At 73.1% G+C, this 17,742-nt stretch carries 15 protein-coding genes; 4 read left to right on the forward strand and 11 right to left on the reverse strand.

Annotated features, from left to right (window positions below; genetic code table 11):
* Positions 1-39: 39 nt before the first annotated feature.
* The gene (locus tag M1O15_RS02815) at positions 40-951 is read left to right on the forward strand and encodes an ABC transporter ATP-binding protein (RefSeq protein WP_248631545.1); all 912 of its coding nucleotides are present in this window, start codon (positions 40-42) and stop codon (positions 949-951) included.
* 15 nt (positions 952-966) lie between these two features.
* Positions 967-1,689, forward strand: coding sequence for an ABC transporter permease (locus M1O15_RS02820; protein ID WP_248631546.1), 723 nt, complete (start codon positions 967-969; stop codon positions 1,687-1,689).
* Between the two features lie 71 nt (positions 1,690-1,760).
* On the opposite strand, the gene M1O15_RS02825 is transcribed toward M1O15_RS02820, so the two are convergent.
* Both M1O15_RS02825 and M1O15_RS02830 read right to left on the reverse strand, forming a co-directional pair.
* Positions 1,761-3,026, reverse strand: coding sequence for a CynX/NimT family MFS transporter (locus tag M1O15_RS02825; RefSeq protein WP_248631547.1), 1,266 nt, complete (start codon positions 3,024-3,026; stop codon positions 1,761-1,763).
* A gap of 410 nt (positions 3,027-3,436) precedes the next feature.
* Entirely contained in the window at positions 3,437-4,120 is a 684-nt protein-coding gene (locus tag M1O15_RS02830; protein ID WP_248631548.1) for a FadR/GntR family transcriptional regulator, read from the reverse strand.
* A gap of 195 nt (positions 4,121-4,315) precedes the next feature.
* Here M1O15_RS02830 and lpdA point away from each other — a divergent pair, with 195 nt between their 5' ends.
* Complete coding sequence (gene lpdA, locus M1O15_RS02835) at positions 4,316-5,719, forward strand: dihydrolipoyl dehydrogenase (RefSeq protein WP_248631549.1); 1,404 nt, start codon at positions 4,316-4,318, stop codon at positions 5,717-5,719.
* A 531-nt stretch (positions 5,720-6,250) separates the two neighbouring features.
* Here the strand turns inward: lpdA and M1O15_RS02840 are convergent.
* The 9 genes from M1O15_RS02840 to M1O15_RS02880 all read right to left on the reverse strand — a co-directional run bounded on the left by M1O15_RS02840 (position 6,251) and on the right by M1O15_RS02880 (position 16,892).
* Positions 6,251-7,039 carry an HAD family hydrolase gene (locus M1O15_RS02840; protein ID WP_248631699.1) on the reverse strand — a complete coding sequence of 263 codons (789 nt, stop codon included), beginning with the start codon at positions 7,037-7,039 and terminating at the stop codon, positions 6,251-6,253.
* Positions 7,040-7,125: 86 nt separating this feature from the next.
* Positions 7,126-8,415, reverse strand: a complete 1,290-nt coding sequence (gene serS / locus M1O15_RS02845; protein WP_248631551.1) for a serine--tRNA ligase — start codon at positions 8,413-8,415, stop codon at positions 7,126-7,128.
* 563 nt (positions 8,416-8,978) lie between these two features.
* Positions 8,979-9,914, reverse strand: a complete 936-nt coding sequence (pheA, locus tag M1O15_RS02850; protein WP_248631552.1) for a prephenate dehydratase — start codon at positions 9,912-9,914, stop codon at positions 8,979-8,981.
* A gap of 138 nt (positions 9,915-10,052) precedes the next feature.
* Positions 10,053-11,429, reverse strand: a complete 1,377-nt coding sequence (gene efeB, locus M1O15_RS02855; RefSeq protein ID WP_248631553.1) for an iron uptake transporter deferrochelatase/peroxidase subunit — start codon at positions 11,427-11,429, stop codon at positions 10,053-10,055.
* 7 nt (positions 11,430-11,436) lie between these two features.
* Entirely contained in the window at positions 11,437-13,551 is a 2,115-nt protein-coding gene (locus M1O15_RS02860; protein ID WP_248631554.1) for a copper resistance CopC/CopD family protein, read from the reverse strand.
* Between the two features lie 19 nt (positions 13,552-13,570).
* Positions 13,571-14,083, reverse strand: coding sequence for a copper chaperone PCu(A)C (locus tag M1O15_RS02865; protein ID WP_248631555.1), 513 nt, complete (start codon positions 14,081-14,083; stop codon positions 13,571-13,573).
* Positions 14,080-14,847 carry an SCO family protein gene (locus M1O15_RS02870; RefSeq protein ID WP_248631556.1) on the reverse strand — a complete coding sequence of 256 codons (768 nt, stop codon included), beginning with the start codon at positions 14,845-14,847 and terminating at the stop codon, positions 14,080-14,082. Before M1O15_RS02870 ends, M1O15_RS02865 begins: the two co-directional genes overlap by 4 nt.
* A gap of 285 nt (positions 14,848-15,132) precedes the next feature.
* Positions 15,133-15,918 (reverse strand): YcnI family copper-binding membrane protein, encoded by a 786-nt coding sequence (locus M1O15_RS02875; RefSeq protein ID WP_248631557.1) that lies wholly within the window; start codon positions 15,916-15,918, stop codon positions 15,133-15,135.
* 92 nt (positions 15,919-16,010) lie between these two features.
* The gene (locus M1O15_RS02880) at positions 16,011-16,892 is read right to left on the reverse strand and encodes a hypothetical protein (protein ID WP_248631558.1); all 882 of its coding nucleotides are present in this window, start codon (positions 16,890-16,892) and stop codon (positions 16,011-16,013) included.
* A gap of 279 nt (positions 16,893-17,171) precedes the next feature.
* Here M1O15_RS02880 and M1O15_RS02885 point away from each other — a divergent pair, with 279 nt between their 5' ends.
* Positions 17,172-17,630, forward strand: coding sequence for an ATP-binding protein (locus tag M1O15_RS02885; protein ID WP_248631559.1), 459 nt, complete (start codon positions 17,172-17,174; stop codon positions 17,628-17,630).
* The last annotated feature ends 112 nt before the right edge of the window (positions 17,631-17,742 follow it).

The raw sequence follows: 17,742 nt of genomic DNA on the forward strand, positions 1-17,742 counted from the left end.
GGCACCCACCACCATCCAGCCAAGGAATGGGCAGCGTCCGTGAGCACTCTGCAGATCGACCACGTCTCCCGGTGGTTCGGGAACGTCGTCGCCGTCAACGACGTCACCATGACGATCGGTCCGGGCGTCACCGGGCTCCTCGGCCCCAACGGCGCCGGCAAATCCACCCTCATCAACATGATGGGCGGCTTCCTCGACCCGTCCACCGGCTCCGTCACCCTCGACGGGACGCCGATCTGGCGCAACGAGTCCGCCTACCGGCACATCGGCGTCGTCCCCGAGCGGGAGGCGATGTACGACTTCCTCACCGGGCGGGAGTTCGTCGTCGCCAACGCCGAACTGCACGGCCTCGGCGCCGGGGACGCCCAGCGGGCGCTGGCCACCGTGGAGATGGAGTACGCCCAGGACCGCAAGATCGCCACGTACAGCAAGGGCATGCGGCAGCGGGTCAAAATGGCCTCCGCCCTGGTCCACGAACCCTCCGTGCTGCTGCTCGACGAGCCCTTCAACGGCATGGACCCGCGCCAGCGCATGCAGCTGATGGACCTGCTGCGCCGGATGGGCGCCGACGGCCGCACCGTGCTGTTCTCCTCCCACATCCTGGAGGAGGTCGAGCAACTCGCCTCGCACATCGAGGTGATCGTCGCCGGCCGGCACGCGGCCAGCGGCGACTTCCGCCGCATCCGCCGGCTGATGACCGACCGCCCGCACCGCTACCTGGTGCGCTCCAGCGACGACCGGGCCCTGGCCGCCGCGCTGATCGCCGACCCCTCCACCGCGGGCATCACCGTGGACACCACCGAGGGCGCCCTGCACATCCAGGCCGTGGACTTCGGCCGCTTCACCGCGCTCCTGCCGCAGGTCGCGCGCAAGCACTCCATCCGGCTGCTCACGGTCTCGCCCTCGGACGAGTCCCTGGAGTCGGTCTTCTCCTACCTCGTCGCGGCCTGAAGGGAGCCCTTGACCATGTACCACCCCACCGTCGCCCGGCTCACCTACCGGGCCCTGCTCGGCCGCCGCCGCGCCGCGATCCTCTTCCTGCTGCCCGGACTGCTGCTGCTGATCGCCGCGGCCGTCCGCGCCTTCAACGGTGCCGACGACCAGATCGCCGCCGATGTCCTGGGCGGCTTCGCCCTCGCCACCATGGTGCCGCTGATCGGCGTGATCGCCGGGACGGGCGCCATCGGGCCGGAGATCGACGACGGCTCCATCGTGTACCTGCTGGCCAAGCCGGTGAAGCGGCCGACGATCATCGTCACCAAGCTCACCGTGGCCATCGCCGTCACCATGGTGTTCTCCGCCGTCCCCACCTTCCTGGCCGGCCTGATCCTCAACGGCAACGGCCAGCAGATCGCCATCTCCTACACCATCGCCGCGCTGGTCGCCTCGATCGCCTACAGCTCGCTGTTCCTGCTGCTGGGCACGATCAGCCGGCACGCGGTCGTCATCGGCCTGGTCTACGCCCTGGTGTGGGAGGCCCTGTTCGGCACCCTGATCGAGGGCGCCCGCACCCTGAGCGTCCAACAGTGGTCCCTCGCCGTCGCCCAGAAGGCGAGCGGTGACAACGGGATGATCGCCTCGGACGTCGGCCTCCCGGTGGCGGTCACGCTGCTGGTGGCGGTGACTGTGGCGGCCACCTGGTACGCCGGCCAGAAGCTCCGCACGCTCGCCCCGGCGGGCGAGGAGTAGCCGCCCGGTACCCGCTCCTCGCCCCCGCCGCCCATGGGGCCGACCCCGCCTCGTAGCCGCCGAACCGCCGGCTACACGCGCCGGTCGCGGGCGGCGAGGAGCCCCACCCCCAGCGCCGCCGCGCACACCGCGAGGACCAGGACGATCGGCACCGTCCAGCCGCCCGTCGCCTGGTGGACCGCACCGGCCGCCAGCGGTCCCACCGCGGCCAGCAGATAGCCGACCGTCTGGGACATGCCGGAGAGCCGCGAGGCGGTCGCCGCGTCACCGCTGCGCAGCACGATCAGGGTGAGCGCCAGCCCCACCGCCCCGCCCTGCCCGATGCCCAGCAGGCCGGACCACAGCCACGCACCGGCCACCGGCGCGGCGAGCAGACCGGCGTAGCCGGCCGCCACGAGCCCGGTCACCAGGACGACCAGGAGGCGCTGGCTGCGCATCCGGCCCGCCAGGAGCGGCACCAGGAAGGCCCCCGCGACCTGGATCAGGTTGTTGAAGGCGAAGATCACACCCGCCGTCGAACGGCTCATCCCGTGATCGGTGAAGATGGTCGGAAGCCAGGCGATCAGGACGTACGTCCACAGCGACTGCAGTCCCATGAAGAGGGTGACCTGCCAGGCCAGCGCCGACCGCCACACACTCCGACCGGTGCCGGTGCCGGTGCCGGTGGCCCGGACCTCGTGCCCCGTACGCCCCCGCGCTAACAGCACCTGCGGAACCCAGGCCACCGCCGCGACCAGCGCCAGCAGCGACCAGAACGCCAGCGAGGCCTGCCAGCCGCCGCCGAAGGCGTGCTCCAGGGGGACCGAGGCGGCGGCCGCCAGGGTGGCTCCGGCGATCATCGAACCGGTGTAGACCGAGGTCATGGCGGCGGCCCGGTCCGGGAAGTCCCGCTTGATCAGACCCGGCATCAGCACATTGAGCAGGGCGATCGCGCTGCCCACCAGCACTCCGCCGCCGTAGAGCGCGTACGTGGAGGGGGCGACCCGCAGCAGGATGCCCGCGGCCAGCAGCACCAGCGCGCCGCAGAGCACCTGTTCCGCGCCGAACCGCCGGGCGAGCCAGGGCGCCACGGCGGCACCGGCGCCGAGGAACAGCACCGGCACCGAGGTCACCAGCGAGGTCGCCGTGGCGGACAGCCCGAAGTCGCCGCTGATCTCGCCGACCAGTGGTGACACACCGGCCAGCGCGGCCCGCATGTTGAGCGAGGCGAGCACGATGCCGACGAGCAGCAGGACCGGGTGGGCGAGCAGCGCCCGCCGAGCCGCCGACGCCTGCGGGGACGGCCGCACATCGACTTCGGCGTCCAGCAGCAACTGCTCGGCATCGGGGCGTGGCATGGGGTGGCACCTTTCACAGCGTTCATTGGTCTGGCGGACGGCCCGGGAGGCTGGGCCGGGAGGGGCCGGTACCGGCCCGAGGCGGTCGACGGCCGAGGCCGGGGTGGGGCACCCTTCGGGTCGGATGGCCGAGCGGGGCGGCCGACGGCTCGGACCTGCGGCCCTGAGCCACAGCCCTGACCTGCGGCCCTGACCCGCGGGGCCCATGACCCGGACGGCAGAGTGACCGGCGGGGCCCGGCTCGGGCCGGGAAGTGGTCGCCTTGCGGGAACGCGCCCGGCGGCGGCCGCGACGGGCCTTTGGCATGGAGGCCACGAGACCGGGACACAGGCACCCCCGGCACCGGCACCGCCCCCCGGCGCCGGCACCGCCCCCGGCGTCGACCGGCCCCGGTCCGGCCCGGTTCCGATTCAGCGGTGGCGGCGGTGGACGATGGCGCGGACCGTCTCCATGGGGGCGCGGAGCAGTTCCCGTACGGCGGCGTCCGCCGCGTCCGGGTCGCGCTGCTCGATGGTGACGACCAGGGCCGCGTGGGCATCCAGGTGGATCGGCGGCATCTCGTGGTCGCCGAGCGAGGCGACCAGGCTCTCGTGCACCTGGACCGAGAAGAAGCGGTAGACCTCGCTGAACGCGGCGTTGTGGGTGGCCTCCACCACGGCACGGTGGAAGGCGTCATCCGCGTCGGCGGCACGGTCGCCCTGCTCGTGGAGGGTCGAGAGCGCGGCCCGCAACCGGAGCAGGTCGTGCGTGTCGCGCCGCTCGGCGGCCAGCCGGGCCGCCTCGGTCTCCAGCGCCATCCGCAGCTCCAGCACGTCCAGGGCGCCCGCCGCCCGTACGGTGCGGAGCACGGCGGCCGGGTCGGCGGTGGAGCGGACGAAGGTGCCGTTCCCCTGACGGGACTCCAGCAGGCCCGCGTGGACCAGGACCCGCACGGCCTCGCGCACGGTGTTGCGACCGACGCCCAGCTGCTCGGCGAGGTCGTGCTCGGTGGGGATGCGGTCGCCCACCGCCCACGCTCCGTCGGCCAGTTGGGCGCGCAACTGCTCGACTACGGTGTCCACCAGGGACATCCGCCCCGCTGCCCGCAACGCCATGGGCCACTGCTCCAATCCCCGCTCGGTCTCCGGTTGCCCGGTCATCCTACAACTTGTCCACAGGCCCCGGACGGCCGGGGGCCGCCGGGCTTACTGTGGGCACGGATCACCACCGTGCGAGCCCGCACCACGGGAGGCCGGCCGGTGCCGCACAAGCACGCAAGCTGGGCACATCACACACCTGGGGAGCACGCCATGTCAGACCGCTTCGACGTCGTCGTACTCGGAGCAGGCCCCGGCGGTTACGTCGCCGCCATCCGCGCCGCCCAGCTGGGCAAGCGGGTCGCGGTCGTGGAGGAGAGGTACTGGGGCGGCGTCTGCCTCAACGTCGGCTGCATCCCCACCAAGGCCCTGCTGCGCAACGCGGAGCTGGCGCACATCTTCACCCGCGAGGCCAAGACCTTCGGCATCAAGGTGGAGGGCGAGGTGTCCTTCGACTACGGGGAGGCGTTCAAGCGCAGTCGCCGGGTCGCGGACGGCCGGGTCAAGGGCGTCCACTACCTGATGAAGAAGAACGGCATCACCGAGTTCACCGGCCGGGGCACCTTCCTCGACGCCAACTCGCTCCAGGTGGACCTGGCCGACGGGTCGTCCACGACGATCTCGTTCGACCACTGCGTCATCGCCACCGGTGCGACCCCCCGCCTGCTGCCCGGCACCCGGCGCAGCGACCGGGTGGTGACCTACGAGGAGCAGATCCTCGACCAGGACCTGCCCGGGTCCGTCGTGATCGCCGGAGCCGGTGCCATCGGCGTGGAGTTCGCCTATGTGATGCGGAACTACGGCGTCGAGGTCACCATCGTCGAGTTCCTGGACCGCCTGGCGCCGTTGGAGGACAAGGACATCTCGGCGGAGCTGGCGAAGCAGTACCGGAAGCTCGGCATCAACGTGCTGACCTCGACGCGGGTCGAGTCCATCGACGAGTCCGGCGACCAGGTGCGGGTGACGGTCACCGGCAAGGACGGCGCCGAGAAGGTCCTGGAGGCGGACAAGGTGCTCCAGGCGATCGGCTTCGCGCCGAACGTCGACGGCTTCGGCCTGGACAAGTCGGGGGTGCGGCTCACCGAGCGCGGAGCCATCGAGGTGGACGGGCGGTGCCGGACCTCGGTCCCGAACATCTACGCCATCGGCGATGTCACGGCGAAGCTGATGCTGGCTCACACGGCGGAGGCCATGGGCGTGGTCGCCGCGGAGACCATCGCGGACGCGGAGACCATGGAGCTCGACTACCCGATGATCCCGCGGGCCACCTACTGCCAGCCGCAGATCGCCAGCTTCGGCTGGACCGAGGAGCAGGCCCGGGAGAAGGGCTTCGACGTCAAGGTCGCCAAGTTCCCCTTCACGGCGAACGGCAAGGCCCACGGCCTCGGTGACTCCACCGGCTTCGTGAAGCTGATCAGCGATGCCACGTACGGCGAGATCATCGGCGCCCATCTGATCGGCCCGGATGTCACGGAGCTGCTGCCGGAGCTGACCCTGGCCCAGCAGTGGGACCTGACAGTGCACGAGGTCGCCCGCAACGTCCACGCCCACCCGACGCTCGGCGAGGCAGTGAAGGAGGCGGTGCACGGACTGGCAGGCCACATGATCAACTTCTGACGCGTTCACCGCCGTGCCCCGGGGCTGTTCCGGACTGCCCCGACCGGCTTGATTGGGGCACCGACCGTGCCGAGAGGCACCACGGGACGGGAACGGGAGGGGTGGGCACCGGGAGGGGCGGCCCGCGCGGAAAGCGCGCTCGAAGCGGCCGCCCCGGGCGGGGCGCGGGGCAGGCACCCGGAGTCGTCGCTGGACTCCGGTGCTCGACGCCCCGCGGCCTGCCCCGCTGGGAGTGCGGTGGCCCGCGCCCCCCGGTCCCGGTGCGTCATCACTGTGCCTCGGCCCGGGGCACGGGCACCACTGAGTTTCCGTGGAGGGGAGGAGGGCGTGCGGGGCGGGGGGAGGGGTGGGAGGGGGCGGGGGGGAGGGGGGTGGGGGACCCCCCCCAAGTACCCCAGTGATTGCGTACGGCAAACCCGGGACCGGCCCACCCAGCACCGCCCCAACCGAAGCCGGTGAGCCGGTTCACCGCACCGCGAGCCGGTCCACCCCACCGTGAGAAGCCGCTTCACCCCGCCACGAGGAGCCGCTTCACTCCGCCGCGAGGAGCTGCTCCAGCACGACCGCGATGCCGTCGGCGTCGTTCGACGCCGTGACCTCGTGGGCGACGGCCTTGAGGTCGTCGTGGGCGTTGGCCATGGCGACGCCGTGCTCGGCCCAGGCGAACATGGGGATGTCGTTGGGCATGTCGCCGAAGGCGATGGTCTCGAACGCCTTCACACCCAGCCGCCGTGCCGCCAGCGAGAGGCCCGTGGCCTTGCTCAGGCCCAGCGGGAGGATCTCCACGATGCCCGAGCCCGCCATGACCACGTTCACCAGGCTGCCGACGGCCTGCCGCGCGGCGGCGGCGAGGGCGTCGTCGTCCAGGGCGGGGTGCTGGATGTACACCTTGTTGAGCGGCGCCGACCACAGATCGGCCGGGTCCTCGTACGGCAGGTAGGGCAGCGGCCCCTCCTGGACCCGGTAACCGGGGCCGACCAGGACGTCTCCGTCGAGCCCGTCCCGGCTCGCGGCGATCGCGAGCGGGCCGACCTCGGCCTCGATCTTCGACAGCGCCAGCCCCGCCAGCTGCCGGTCCAGCGTCACCGAGGTGAGCAGCCGGTGCTCACCCGCGTGGTAGACCTGCGCGCCTTGGCCGCACACGGCGAGGCCGTCGTAGCCGAGGTCGTCCAGGATGTGCCGGGTCCAGGGGACCGAGCGCCCGGTCACCACGATGTGCGCGGCCCCCGCCGCCGTGGCGGCGGCAAGCGCGTCGCGGGTGCGCTGCGAGACGGTGTCGTCGGAGCGCAGCAGCGTGCCGTCCAGGTCGGTCGCGACCAGCTTGAACGGGAACGCCGACCGGCGGGTGGCCGACTGGAGGGGGAAGGAGGCCGGCTGGGTGGGGGCGGCGGGTCCGGGGAGCGTGGTCACTTGGCGAGGGGCTCCAGGATCTCGCGTCCGCCCAGGTAGGGGCGGAGCACCTGCGGGACGAGCACCGTGCCGTCGGCCTGCTGGTGGTTCTCCAGCAGCGCGACGATGGTGCGCGGCACCGCGCACAGGGTGCCGTTGAGGGTGGCCAGCGGCTGCACCGTCTTCCTGCCCTCGCGCTCCTCGCGCATCCGCACGGACAGGCGGCGGGCCTGGAAGCTGTCGCAGTTCGACGCGGAGGTCAGCTCGCGGTACTTGCCCTGCGTCGGGATCCAGGCCTCGCAGTCGTACTTACGCGAGGCGGAGGCGCCCAGGTCACCGGTGGCGACGTCGATCACCTGGAACGGCAGCTCCAGCGAGTTCAGCCACTGCTTCTCCCACTCCAGCAGCCGCTTGTGCTCGGCCTCGGCGTCCTCGGGCGCGACGTACGAGAACATCTCCACCTTGTCGAACTGGTGGACCCGGAAGATGCCCCGGGTGTCCTTGCCGTAGGTCCCGGCCTCGCGCCGGTAGCAGGGGGAGAACCCGGCGTACCGCAGCGGCAGCTTGTCGGCGTCGAGGATCTCGTCCATGTGGTACGCCGCGAGCGGCACCTCGGACGTGCCCACCAGGTAGTAGTCGTCCTTCTCCAGGTGGTAGACGTTCTCGGCGGCCTGGCCGAGGAACCCGGTGCCCTCCATGGCGCGCGGCCGGACCAGCGTGGGCGTCAGCATCGGGATGAACCCGGCCTCGGTCGCCTGGGCGATGGCCGCGTTGACCAGGGCCAGCTCCAGCAGGGCGCCGACCCCGGTGAGGTAGTAGAAGCGCGAGCCGGACACCTTGGCGCCCCGCTCCATGTCGATGGCGCCGAGCGCCTCGCCCAGCTCCAGGTGGTCCTTCGGCTCGAAGCCCTCGGCACCGAAGTCCCGGATGGTGCCGTGCGTCTCCAGGACGACGAAGTCCTCCTCGCCGCCCTCCGGGACGTCCGGGTGGACCAGGTTCCCCAGCTTCAGCAGCAGCTGCTTGGCCTCTTCGTCGGCCTCGTGCTGCTGGGCGTCGGCTGCCTTGACGTCCGTCTTCAGCTGCTCGGCGCGCTGCAGCAGCTCCGCCCGCTCCTCCGGGGAGGCCTTGGGGATGCGCTTGCCCAGCGCCTTCTGCTCGGAACGCAGTTCGTCGAAGCGGACACCGGACGACCTGCGCCGCTCGTCGGCGGAGAGCAGGGCGTCGACGAGGGCGACGTCCTCTCCACGGGCGCGCTGGGAGGCGCGAACACGGTCGGGGTCCTCACGGAGCAGGCGAAGGTCAATCACCCCACCAGGCTACCGGTGCCGGACGGCGGCCCCTTCACGGATTTACGACGCGTGTCGTTACGCGCGGAAAGTCCGAAATAGGGTTGCTTGCGCTTGGCGGGGGTGGGGCGGGAGCGGACCGCTCCGGGCTTGGCGCCTCGGGGGCCGGGCGGTGCGCGGCGGCTGCGGTTGTCCACAGCCCGACCGCGGGAGGGAATTGTTATCCACAGGCTGTGTGGAAGTTCTGTGGATCAGCGGATGGATCAGCGGGAACTCGCGAATTGATCATTCCGAAGTTATTTCCCTGCCGCGGACTGCCGGGCAAACCTGGGAGTTCCCACTCATTCGAGTGGGAAATCAGCTCTCAAAAGGGGCGATCGGTGGAATCGGGACATCGGGGCGGTGGTACGGGGCTCCGTCCCGCCTGAGCCCCACCCGGGCGCGGCCGGGTCGTCCTGGGGGCGATTTGTCGACCCCGCCTCGACCGATGTCGACTTGTCCCCAGGTCGAGAAGCGGCCCTGTGGATAACTTTCTCCCGGCCCGGTACGGCCCGGTACGCCCCGAGCCCCCGCCCGGTACGGCCTCAGGCCCGGCCGTCCTGGCAGCGGGCCAGCCAGTCCGAGGCCGCCGTGAAGTCCGCGTCGGACATCCCCGGGTGCAGCGGGGTGACGTCCTCGACGGCGGCGCCGGCCCGGGGGTACGAACCGAGGAACCGCACCTTGGCGCAGCTCCGCTTCAGCCCCATCAGCGCCTCACCCATCCGCAGGTCCGCGATATGGCCCTCGGCGTCGATCGCGAAGCAGTAGTTGCCGATACCCGCGCCCGTCGGACGGGACTGCAGCAGCATCAGGTTGACCCCGCGCGCGGCGAACTCCTGGAGCAGGGCCTGCAGGGTGCCCGGGTGGTCCTCCTGCTGCCAGACCACCACCGAGGTCTTGTCCACGCCGGTGGGCGCGGCGGGCCGGGCCGGACGGCCGACCAGCACGAACCGGGTCTCCGCGTTGGCGGCGTCATGGATGTCCCGGACCAGGGTCTCCAGCCCGTACCGCACCGCGGCGAACTCCCCGGCGAAGGCGGCGTCGTACCGGCCCTCCTGCACCAGCCGCGCGCCGTCCGCGTTGGAGGCGGCCGACTCCCACACGGCCTCCGGGAGATGGGCGCGCAGCCACTTGCGCACCTGCGGCTGGGCCACCGGATGGCCGGTCACCGTCTTGATGTCGGTGAGCTTGGTGCCCGGCCGCACCAGCAGCGCGAACGCGATGGGCAGCAGGACCTCGCGGTAGATCATCAGCGGCTCGCCGGAGGCCAGCTCGTCCAGGGTGGCCGTCACCCCGCCCTCGACCGAGTTCTCGATGGGCACGAAGGCGGCGGCCGCCTCCCCGCCGCGTACGGCGTCGAGCGCGGCCGCCACGGAGACCATGGGCACCAGCTCGCGGGTGGCGGCCTCCGGAAGCGTACGGAGGGCGGCTTCGGTGAAGGTGCCCTCGGGACCGAGATACGTATAGCGCGTGGCCGACATACCGGTCACCCTAATGCGCCCCCCGGGGCCGGGGCGGCGGTCGCCGGATGCCGGACAGGACCCCGCCTCGGCCCCGAACCGGACAGGGTCCCCGCCTCGGCCGCCAACCCGGCCCACGGGACAAGAGGGGAACGCAGCTCAGGACTCCAGCAGCCGCTGGCCCACGTACTCGCCCTCCGCCGGGCCGCCGGGCACCGCGTACAGACCGCTCGCCTCGTGCCGGATGAACGGCGACAGCGCGTCGCCCCGGTCCAGCTTCCGCTGCACCGGTACGAAGCCCCGGCGCGGGTCGGCCTGCCAGGCGACGAAGATCAGTCCGGCGTCCGGCTCCCCGTCCGGACCGATCCCGTCGTGGTACGAGAAGGGCCTGCGCAGCATCGCGGCCCCGCCGTTCTGCTCGGGTGCCGAGATCCGGGAGTGCGCGTCGGCGGCGATGACCGGGCGGCCGTCGGCGCCGGCCTTCTCCAGGTCGGGCTCCGTCGTCTCGGTCCCACCGGTCAGCGGGGCACCGTCCGCCTTGCGCCGCCCGATGACCTGCTCCTGCTTCGCCAGGGACAGCTTCTCCCAGTCGTCCAGCAGCATCCGGATCCGGCGGACCACCGCGTACGACCCGCCCGCCATCCACGCCTGCGCCCCGCTCCCGCCCCCGCCACGGCCACCGCCCGCCGGGACGAACACCCGCGCGTCGAAGTCCGGCTCGGACGGCTTGGGGTTGCCGGTGCCGTCGACCTGGCCCATCAGATTGCGGGTGGTCATCGGCTGCGCGGTGGCACCGGGCGCCCGGTTGAAGCCGTTCATCTGCCACCGGACCTTCGCCGCCCCGGCCGCCTCCTTCTGTACGGCGCGCAGCGCGTGGAAGGCCACCAGGGCGTCGTCGGCGCCGATCTGCACCCACAGGTCGCCGTTCGAGCGCCGGGCGTCGAGCCGGTCGGCGGAGAACGCGGGCAGCGGCTCCAACTCGACCGGTCGCCGCCCGGTCAGTCCAGTGCGGCCGAAGAAGGAGGCGCCGAAGCCGAAGGTGACCGTGAGCGAGGACGGCCCCGCGTCCAGCGCCACCCCGGTGTCCCCGCCGCCCACGGGGCGTCCCGCCATCAGCCGCTCCGCCACCGCAGACCAGCGCCGCAGCAGCGCCGCGGCCTCCCGGCGCCCGGCACCGGGCACCAGGTCGAAGGCGACCAGATGGCCCCGGGCCTGCATCGGCTGGAGGATGCCCGCCTGGTGCCGCCCGTGGAAGGGCACCCGGGACGAGCCGACCGTGGACAGCGCCGTCCCCGGCTCGGACGCGGTGGCGGCGTGGACGGCGGCGCCACCCGCCCCGCCCAGCACCAGCCCGGCCGCCCCGGCCGCGCCCGCACTGCCCAGCAGCCGCCGCCGGGACACCCCCGCCCCGGACGCCTGCTCTTGGCCGGGTCGCGCCTCGGCGGTTGGTCGTTCCGAGGGCTCAGGGAGCCCCTTCGCGGCTCCCTGAGCCCTCGGGTGGTCGTTCTCGCGCTCGCGCCGGCGGTCGTGCTGCATAGCGGGGTCAGCCGATCTTCACGTTCTTGTCGAGGGTGGTCTGGTCGATGTCGGAGGTGCGGACGGTCACCTGGATCGTCCACTCGCCGGGCATCGGGATCTGCAGGCCCTCCGCGCTCCAGTGTCCGGCCGCGATGCGGTCCGGCTGAACGGGCAGCGGCCCGATCTGCTGCTCGCGCAGGGTGAACGACACCTTCAGCTCGGGCAGGTCCAGCGGCCGGCCGTCGGTGCCGTCCGCGAAGACGTGCAGGGCGTTGGCCCCGGACCGGCCCGGGTCCACGGTGAGCCGGATGGTGCCCTTGCCGTTCACGCCGCCGGTGTCGAACGGCAGCGTGAGCTCGACGGGCCCGGTGGGTGCCGGGGCGGTCTGTGCCGCCCCCGCCTGCGCCCGGCCGGCCTCCTCCTCCGTACGACCGGGCTCGGTGGTCGTCAGCACGGTGGTGACGGCGAGCAGGACGACCGCGACGGCCGCCTCCGCCAGCACCGAGCGGCGCAGCCCGGAGCGGACCGGGTCGGCGTCGCGCCGCCGCTTGTCCTGGGCGGTGGCCAGCGCGGCCCGCTGCCGGGCCAGTTGCCGTGCCCGCTCGGCGGACGGCTCCGCCCCGGCGGCGCTGTCGCCGTCCCGGTCGGGGGCCTCATCGCCGCCCCCGCCTGCCGCGCCCGTGGCGGCGACCGCCGCGACCGGCGCGCCCTCGGCCCCCTCCGGTGTCTCGGCGGTCTCGGAGGCCTCGCTCAGCCGCCCGGTCCACCGGCGGGAGAACCAGGCGAGGCCGACCAGCACCGCGACCAGCGCGACCTTGATCACCAGCAGCCGCCCGTACGCCGTACCGGTCAGCGCGCTCCAGGAACCGACCTGCCGCCACGACTGGTAGACGCCGGTCACGGCCAGGGCCACCACCGAGCCGAACGCCAGCCGGGAGAACCGCCGTACCGCCTCCCGTCCGATCGACGGCCCCCGGAACAGCACCACCAGCAGCGCCGCCAGTCCGCCCAGCCACGCGGCCATGGCGAGCAGGTGCAGCACGTCCACCGGCATCGCCACGGCGGCCTGGATGCCGGTCGAGGCGTGCTCGGACAGCGCCCAGGTGGCCGCGAGTCCGGCCGCGACGACCGTGCCGCCGACCGCCAGGCCGAAGGACAGGTCCTTGCGCTCGCTCTCCTCCGCGCGCCGGGTGTACGCGCCGAAGAGCACCGCGACGAACAGCGCGGCGGCACCGAGCAGCAGCAGCCGCGAGACCAGCGCCGTTCCGGTCTTGGTCTCCAGTACGGTGCCGAGGACGTCCAGGTCGAAGGCGTCGGCCACCGAGGCCTCCGCGCCCGGCTCGGCGCCCACCCCCGTATAGGGCCCGCGCAGCAGCAGCTGGACCAGGGTCGCGCCGGTCAGCGCCACCCAGCCGCGTACCACCAGCCGTTGCAGCGGCCGTACCGCCGCCCCGCGCGGCCAGCAGGCCAGCACGAACGCGCCACCGCCGACCAGCAGGATGAAACCGCCGTACGAGACGTAGCGCGCGATCCCGTACAGCACCCCGACCAGCCCGCCACCGGCCTCCGCCTGGGCCACCACCGCCCGCTGCTCCGAGGGGGCGCCGATGGAGAAGGTGAACGCCCCGGAGATCGGGTGGCTGTCGGCGGACACCACCCGCCAGGCGACGGTGTACGTGCCGTCCGGCAGTCCGGAGTGCAGCCCGACCGCGTGCCGGACCTCGCCGCCGCCGCTCCGGTCCCGGACCGTGCCGGTGTCGGCGCGCTTGCCGCTGGGTTCCAGCACGCGGATCGAGTCGTCGCCCATGGCGACCTGCTCGGAGAAGGTGAGCGTCACCTCCTTCGGGGCGGCCGCGACGACCGCGCCGTCCCGGGGGTCGCTCGCGGTCAGCGCGGCGTGCGCGGACGCGGGCGCCGCCCCGGCGAACACGGCGCCGAGGAGCGCGGCCAGCACCAGCAGCAGCCGTACGGCCACCGGGCCGGGCCGGCCGTCCCGGGGCCGCACGCCCCGGCCGCGGATCCGGTCCCGGCCACGGATCCGGTCCCGGCCGTGGATCCGTGTCCGGGCGGGGGTTCCGTCGCGGGTGGGGGTGCCGGTGGCGGGGGTGCCGGTGGCGGTCCCCGGGGCAGTGGCCGTCATGGTGTCTCGTCCCCGTCTCTCAGTGGTGGGCGGAGCCGTGGGCCGTGTGGCCGGACGCGGGGTTGTGGGTGGGCGCCTCGACGGGCAGGTCGATCCGGATCGGGCCGGACTTCTCGAAGCGCAGCTCCACCGCCACCTTCTCGCCCTGCTTCGGCTGCTTCTTGATCTCCATGAACATCAGATGGCTGCCGCCCCGTTCGAGGTGCAGCTCACCGCCGGCGGGGATGTCGAACGACTCGACCTCCCGCATCCGCTGGTCCTTCGTCTCGTGGATCTCCACGTCGTCGGAGAGCGGGCTGCTCACCCCGACCAGCCTGTCCGCCCCGTCACCGGTGTTGGTGACGGTGAGGAAGCCGCCCGCGGTGTCGCCCACCGGCTGCGGCATATACGCGTCGGCGACCTTCAGCCGCGGCGCCGAGCCCGCCTCCGTACCGCTGCCGCCGCCGTGGGTGGCGGACGAGGAGCAGCCGCCGAGGACCAGTGCCGCGGCGAGTGCCATGGCGGCGCCCAGCGCCGTACCGGGGCGGGTCACGGCCGCTCCCCCTTCACCAGCTTGGGCAGGTCCTTGGCGTAGTCCTCCCAGCGGGTGTCCTCGCCGTAGAGCACATAGCCCGCGTCCGTCTTCGGGGAGAACGCGATCACCTGGGTGCCGTGCATGGACTCGATCGAACCGTCCTTGTTCTTCTTCGACGGCTCGATGGTGATGCCGAGCTGGCGCGCGCCCGCCTGGATGGTGGCGAAGTCGCCGGTGAGCCCGGTGAAGGACGGGTCGCCCGCTCCGGGCAGCCACTTCGCCAGCTCCGCCGAGGTGTCCCGCTCGGGGTCGGTGGTGACGAAGACGACCTGGAGCTTGTCCTGGTCGGCCTTGGGCAGCTCCTTCTTCGCCAGGGCGATGTTGCTCATGGTCAGCGGGCACACGTCCGGGCAGTGGGTGTAGCCGAAGTAGAGGAGGGTCGGCTTGCCCTTGGTGCGTTCGCGCAGGTCGAACTTCACGCCCTTGGTGTCGGTCAGGACGAGGTCGGGCTTCGTGAAGGGCTGGTCGAGGACGGTCGCCGCCTTGTCCTGGGACGATCCGCCCGAGACCTGGGCGACCGAGCCGTCCCCCTTCGCCTTGGTTCCGTCGTCGCCACCGCAGGCGGTGAGGGCGAACGCGGACACGGCGACGAGAGCGGTCGCGAGACGGGCGGTCCGGCGGCCGCCGCGGCGGACCCGTGCCGGGCGCTGCGCCCGCTCCTCGGGCCCTGGGGCGGGGGAGGTGTCGATGTGGTGGTGCATGGGGTGGGGCTTCTCTCTCATGTTCCGGCGGTGTTCCGGACGGTGTTCCGGGACGTCCGAGCGGGGCTCGGCACGCGGGCGGTCCGGGAGGGACGGGAAGGGACGGCGGGGGCGAGGAGGGACGGCGGGGCGGCCGCCGGGGCCGGGCGGGCCAGGTCCGGATGCCTGGCCCGCCCGGTCGTCCGGGGCTGCTCACCGCCGTTTCCGGCCCACGGCTCGTCCCGGCCGCGGACGGTCCGCGCCTGCGAGCCGTCCGCGCCCTCGGGCAGGGTGCGCCGTCGGGCGGTCCCGGTCTCGGCTGGTGCGTCAGGCGGAGCGGCGGCGGCCGGCCAGGACGCCGAAGGCCACGCCCGCGGCGCCGATCACGATGCCGACGATGCCGAGGACCCGGGCCGTGGTGTCACTGGACGAGGCCTCGGAGTCGGACGCGGCGCTCGCGGAGTCGTGCGTGCCGTCGTCGTCGTGCCCGGCGTCCTTGGTGTCCTCCGCGCCCTGCTCGCCGTCCTTCTCGGCCTTGTCGTGGTCCGCCGCGCCGCCACCGTGGTGGTCGCCGGTCGCCGCGGAGAGCTCCAGCACGGGCGCCGGGGTCTCCGGCTCCTCGCCACCCTCCTTGGGCTCCTCGATCCAGCGCACGACCTCCTTGTTGTCGTACGTCTGGAGGGCCTTGAAGACGAGCTGGTCGGCGTTCTCCGGCAGCTGGCCCAGGGAGACCGGGAACTGCTGGAACTCACCGGGGCCGATCTTGGACGACTTGGCGGTCCAGGTGATCTTGGACGGGGCCTCGCTGATCTGCTTGCCGTGCACGTCCAGCGGCTTGGCGAGCTTGGCCTTGTCGACCTTGACCGTCCAGCCCGGGACCGGCTGCGGCAGCACGGAAGCCATCGGGGTGTCGGCCGGCAGGGTGACCTCCAGCTTCACGGTGGAGGCGTTGTCGCGCTCGTTCGGCACCTTGAAGTTGACGGTGGCGTAACCGCCCTTGGCGGCCTCGCCCTGGGGCTGCACGCTGACGTGCGCGAAGGCGGGCCCGGCCAGCAGGACGACCGAGGAGGCGGCGACACCGGCGACGAGGGCGGCGGCACGGGAAACGTTCATACGGAAGCACACTCCACGTAAGAGCAGGGATGCGGTGACATCGGTGTGCGCGCGGACGCGCCACGGCACCACCCGCTGCCGAGTGGACCGTGTCAGGCTGCGAGGACGAGTACGGCCGGAGGGCCGCGCCTGATCACCGAGTGCTGGAGTGCGTCCGCCGCGCCGGGCGGCGGGGAGTCGTCACCGGTGCGCCGGTACCGCGGTCCACCCGCGGGCGGTACGGGCAGTCCGCCCGCCAGCGCGCGTACGAGGGCCAGGGCGGCCCGCAGGGCGCGTACGAGCGCGCCGTCGGCCACCTCGCAGGCGCCGCGGCCGGAGAGCCGGGCCAGCCGGAGCAGGGCCAGGTCGCCGCGGCGCAGCAGCCAGCCGGTGGCCAGCGCCGCCAGCAGATGGCCCAGGATCATGGGGAGGCCGGGCAGCAGTGCCGCCGACGCGGCGGCCCCGTGCGCGGAGTGCGCGCCCTGCCCGGCCGAGGCGGCCGTGGCCGCGTCATGCGGATCCAGTCCCGCGCCCGCGACGATCCGGTAGGCGTCCGCCGTGCTGATCGACCGCGGACCGGCCCCGCAGACCAGCCGGGCGGCGATCCGGATCAGAGCGTCGTCCGCCTGCCCGCCCGCACCCGCACCGCTCGCGGCGAGGTTCCCGCCGCCCGCGCGGGAGCCGCCGAGCAGGGTGTGCAGCAGATGCTGGTAGCGCTCGCCCAGCCCGAACAGCACATGCAGGCCGAGTTGTCCGCCGGCGAGGGCCGTCGCGATGAGCGGCAGAGAGCGCTCACGCCCGGCGAGCGGGACGATCGCCGCGAACACCCCGAGGAAACCGGCGACCAGGGTCCACCAGGGGACCGTCGCGCAGGCCGCCAGGGCGTGGCCCACTCCGGACAGCGCGACGCAGACCGCGGCGAACACCGCGGCCCTCAGCAGTCGCGGAAGCACCCGCGGACCGGTGGTCGGGGCGAACCCGGAGGGGGCAGACATGGCCGGGTCATCATCGCACTGCCGCCCCCGCCGCCATACGGCAGGTCCGGAACATCACCTTTGGGGCCGTCCCGGGTCGCCCGCTCCTCCCCTGCCGGTGCACCCCCCTACCCGTGCACTCCACCACCCTCGCGCTCCTCTGCGCCCGCGCTCCACTACCCCGTCGTCCGGGCTACCCGCCTCCGCCGAACGGGCGCGCTCCTGTCAACCCCGCGCTTACGGTCCGTGTCGCCGGGCAATACGTATCGGTATGTCAAGCCGCAGCCAGGAGGCTGGAGCATGAGCATCTGGTGGTCTCTCCATTTGCGGCGTGAGGCTGCGAGTGTTCCGCTCGCCCGCCGCCTTCTCCTCGGCACCATGGAGACCGCGGGCGTCGACCCGGACGTCTCGTACGACCTGTCGCTCGCCCTCACCGAAGCCTGCGCCAACGCCGTGGAGCACGGCGGCCGGACGGGGACGGGCGAGCCGTCGGCCGAGTACCGGGTGACCGCCTACCTCGACGGTGAGAAGTGCCGTATCGAGGTGGCCGACTCCGGGCCGGGCTTCCCCCGGGGGCCGGTCCCGGCAGTGCGCAGACCGACCCCGGAGGCGGAGAGCGGCCGGGGGCTGAGCCTCATCGAGGAGCTGGCCGACCATGTCCACTTCGGCAACCGCTCCGGCCGGGGCGGGGCCGTGGTCAGCTTCGACAAGATCGTCAAGTGGCGTACGGACGCACCGGCACCGCTGGTCGCCTCCTGACCCCGCCAGACTCCTCCCAGGGAAGCAGGGAAGCAGTTCGGGGCGATGTTTCACGTGAAACATCGGTTTCACGTGAAACATCGCCCCGAAGAGCCGTAAGGAGCCGACCCCC

The organism is Streptomyces lichenis (genome assembly GCF_023218175.1).
In the GTDB taxonomy this organism is placed as follows: domain Bacteria; phylum Actinomycetota; class Actinomycetes; order Streptomycetales; family Streptomycetaceae; genus Streptomyces; species Streptomyces lichenis.

What these genes read in the sequence shown, in the direction of transcription:
- M1O15_RS02820 (WP_248631546.1), top strand. Translation starts at nt 967, where the DNA reads ATGTACCACCCCACCGTCGCCCGGCTCACCTACCGGGCCCTGCTCGGC.
- M1O15_RS02825 (WP_248631547.1), bottom strand. Translation starts at nt 3,026, where the DNA reads ATGCCACGCCCCGATGCCGAGCAGTTGCTGCTGGACGCCGAAGTCGAT.
- M1O15_RS02830 (WP_248631548.1), bottom strand. Translation starts at nt 4,120, where the DNA reads ATGGCGTTGCGGGCAGCGGGGCGGATGTCCCTGGTGGACACCGTAGTC.
- lpdA (WP_248631549.1), top strand. Translation starts at nt 4,316, where the DNA reads ATGTCAGACCGCTTCGACGTCGTCGTACTCGGAGCAGGCCCCGGCGGT.
- pheA (WP_248631552.1), bottom strand. Translation starts at nt 9,914, where the DNA reads ATGTCGGCCACGCGCTATACGTATCTCGGTCCCGAGGGCACCTTCACC.
- efeB (WP_248631553.1), bottom strand. Translation starts at nt 11,429, where the DNA reads ATGCAGCACGACCGCCGGCGCGAGCGCGAGAACGACCACCCGAGGGCT.
- M1O15_RS02860 (WP_248631554.1), bottom strand. Translation starts at nt 13,551, where the DNA reads ATGACGGCCACTGCCCCGGGGACCGCCACCGGCACCCCCGCCACCGGC.
- M1O15_RS02870 (WP_248631556.1), bottom strand. Translation starts at nt 14,847, where the DNA reads ATGAGAGAGAAGCCCCACCCCATGCACCACCACATCGACACCTCCCCC.
- M1O15_RS02875 (WP_248631557.1), bottom strand. Translation starts at nt 15,918, where the DNA reads ATGAACGTTTCCCGTGCCGCCGCCCTCGTCGCCGGTGTCGCCGCCTCC.
- M1O15_RS02880 (WP_248631558.1), bottom strand. Translation starts at nt 16,892, where the DNA reads ATGTCTGCCCCCTCCGGGTTCGCCCCGACCACCGGTCCGCGGGTGCTT.
- M1O15_RS02885 (WP_248631559.1), top strand. Translation starts at nt 17,172, where the DNA reads ATGAGCATCTGGTGGTCTCTCCATTTGCGGCGTGAGGCTGCGAGTGTT.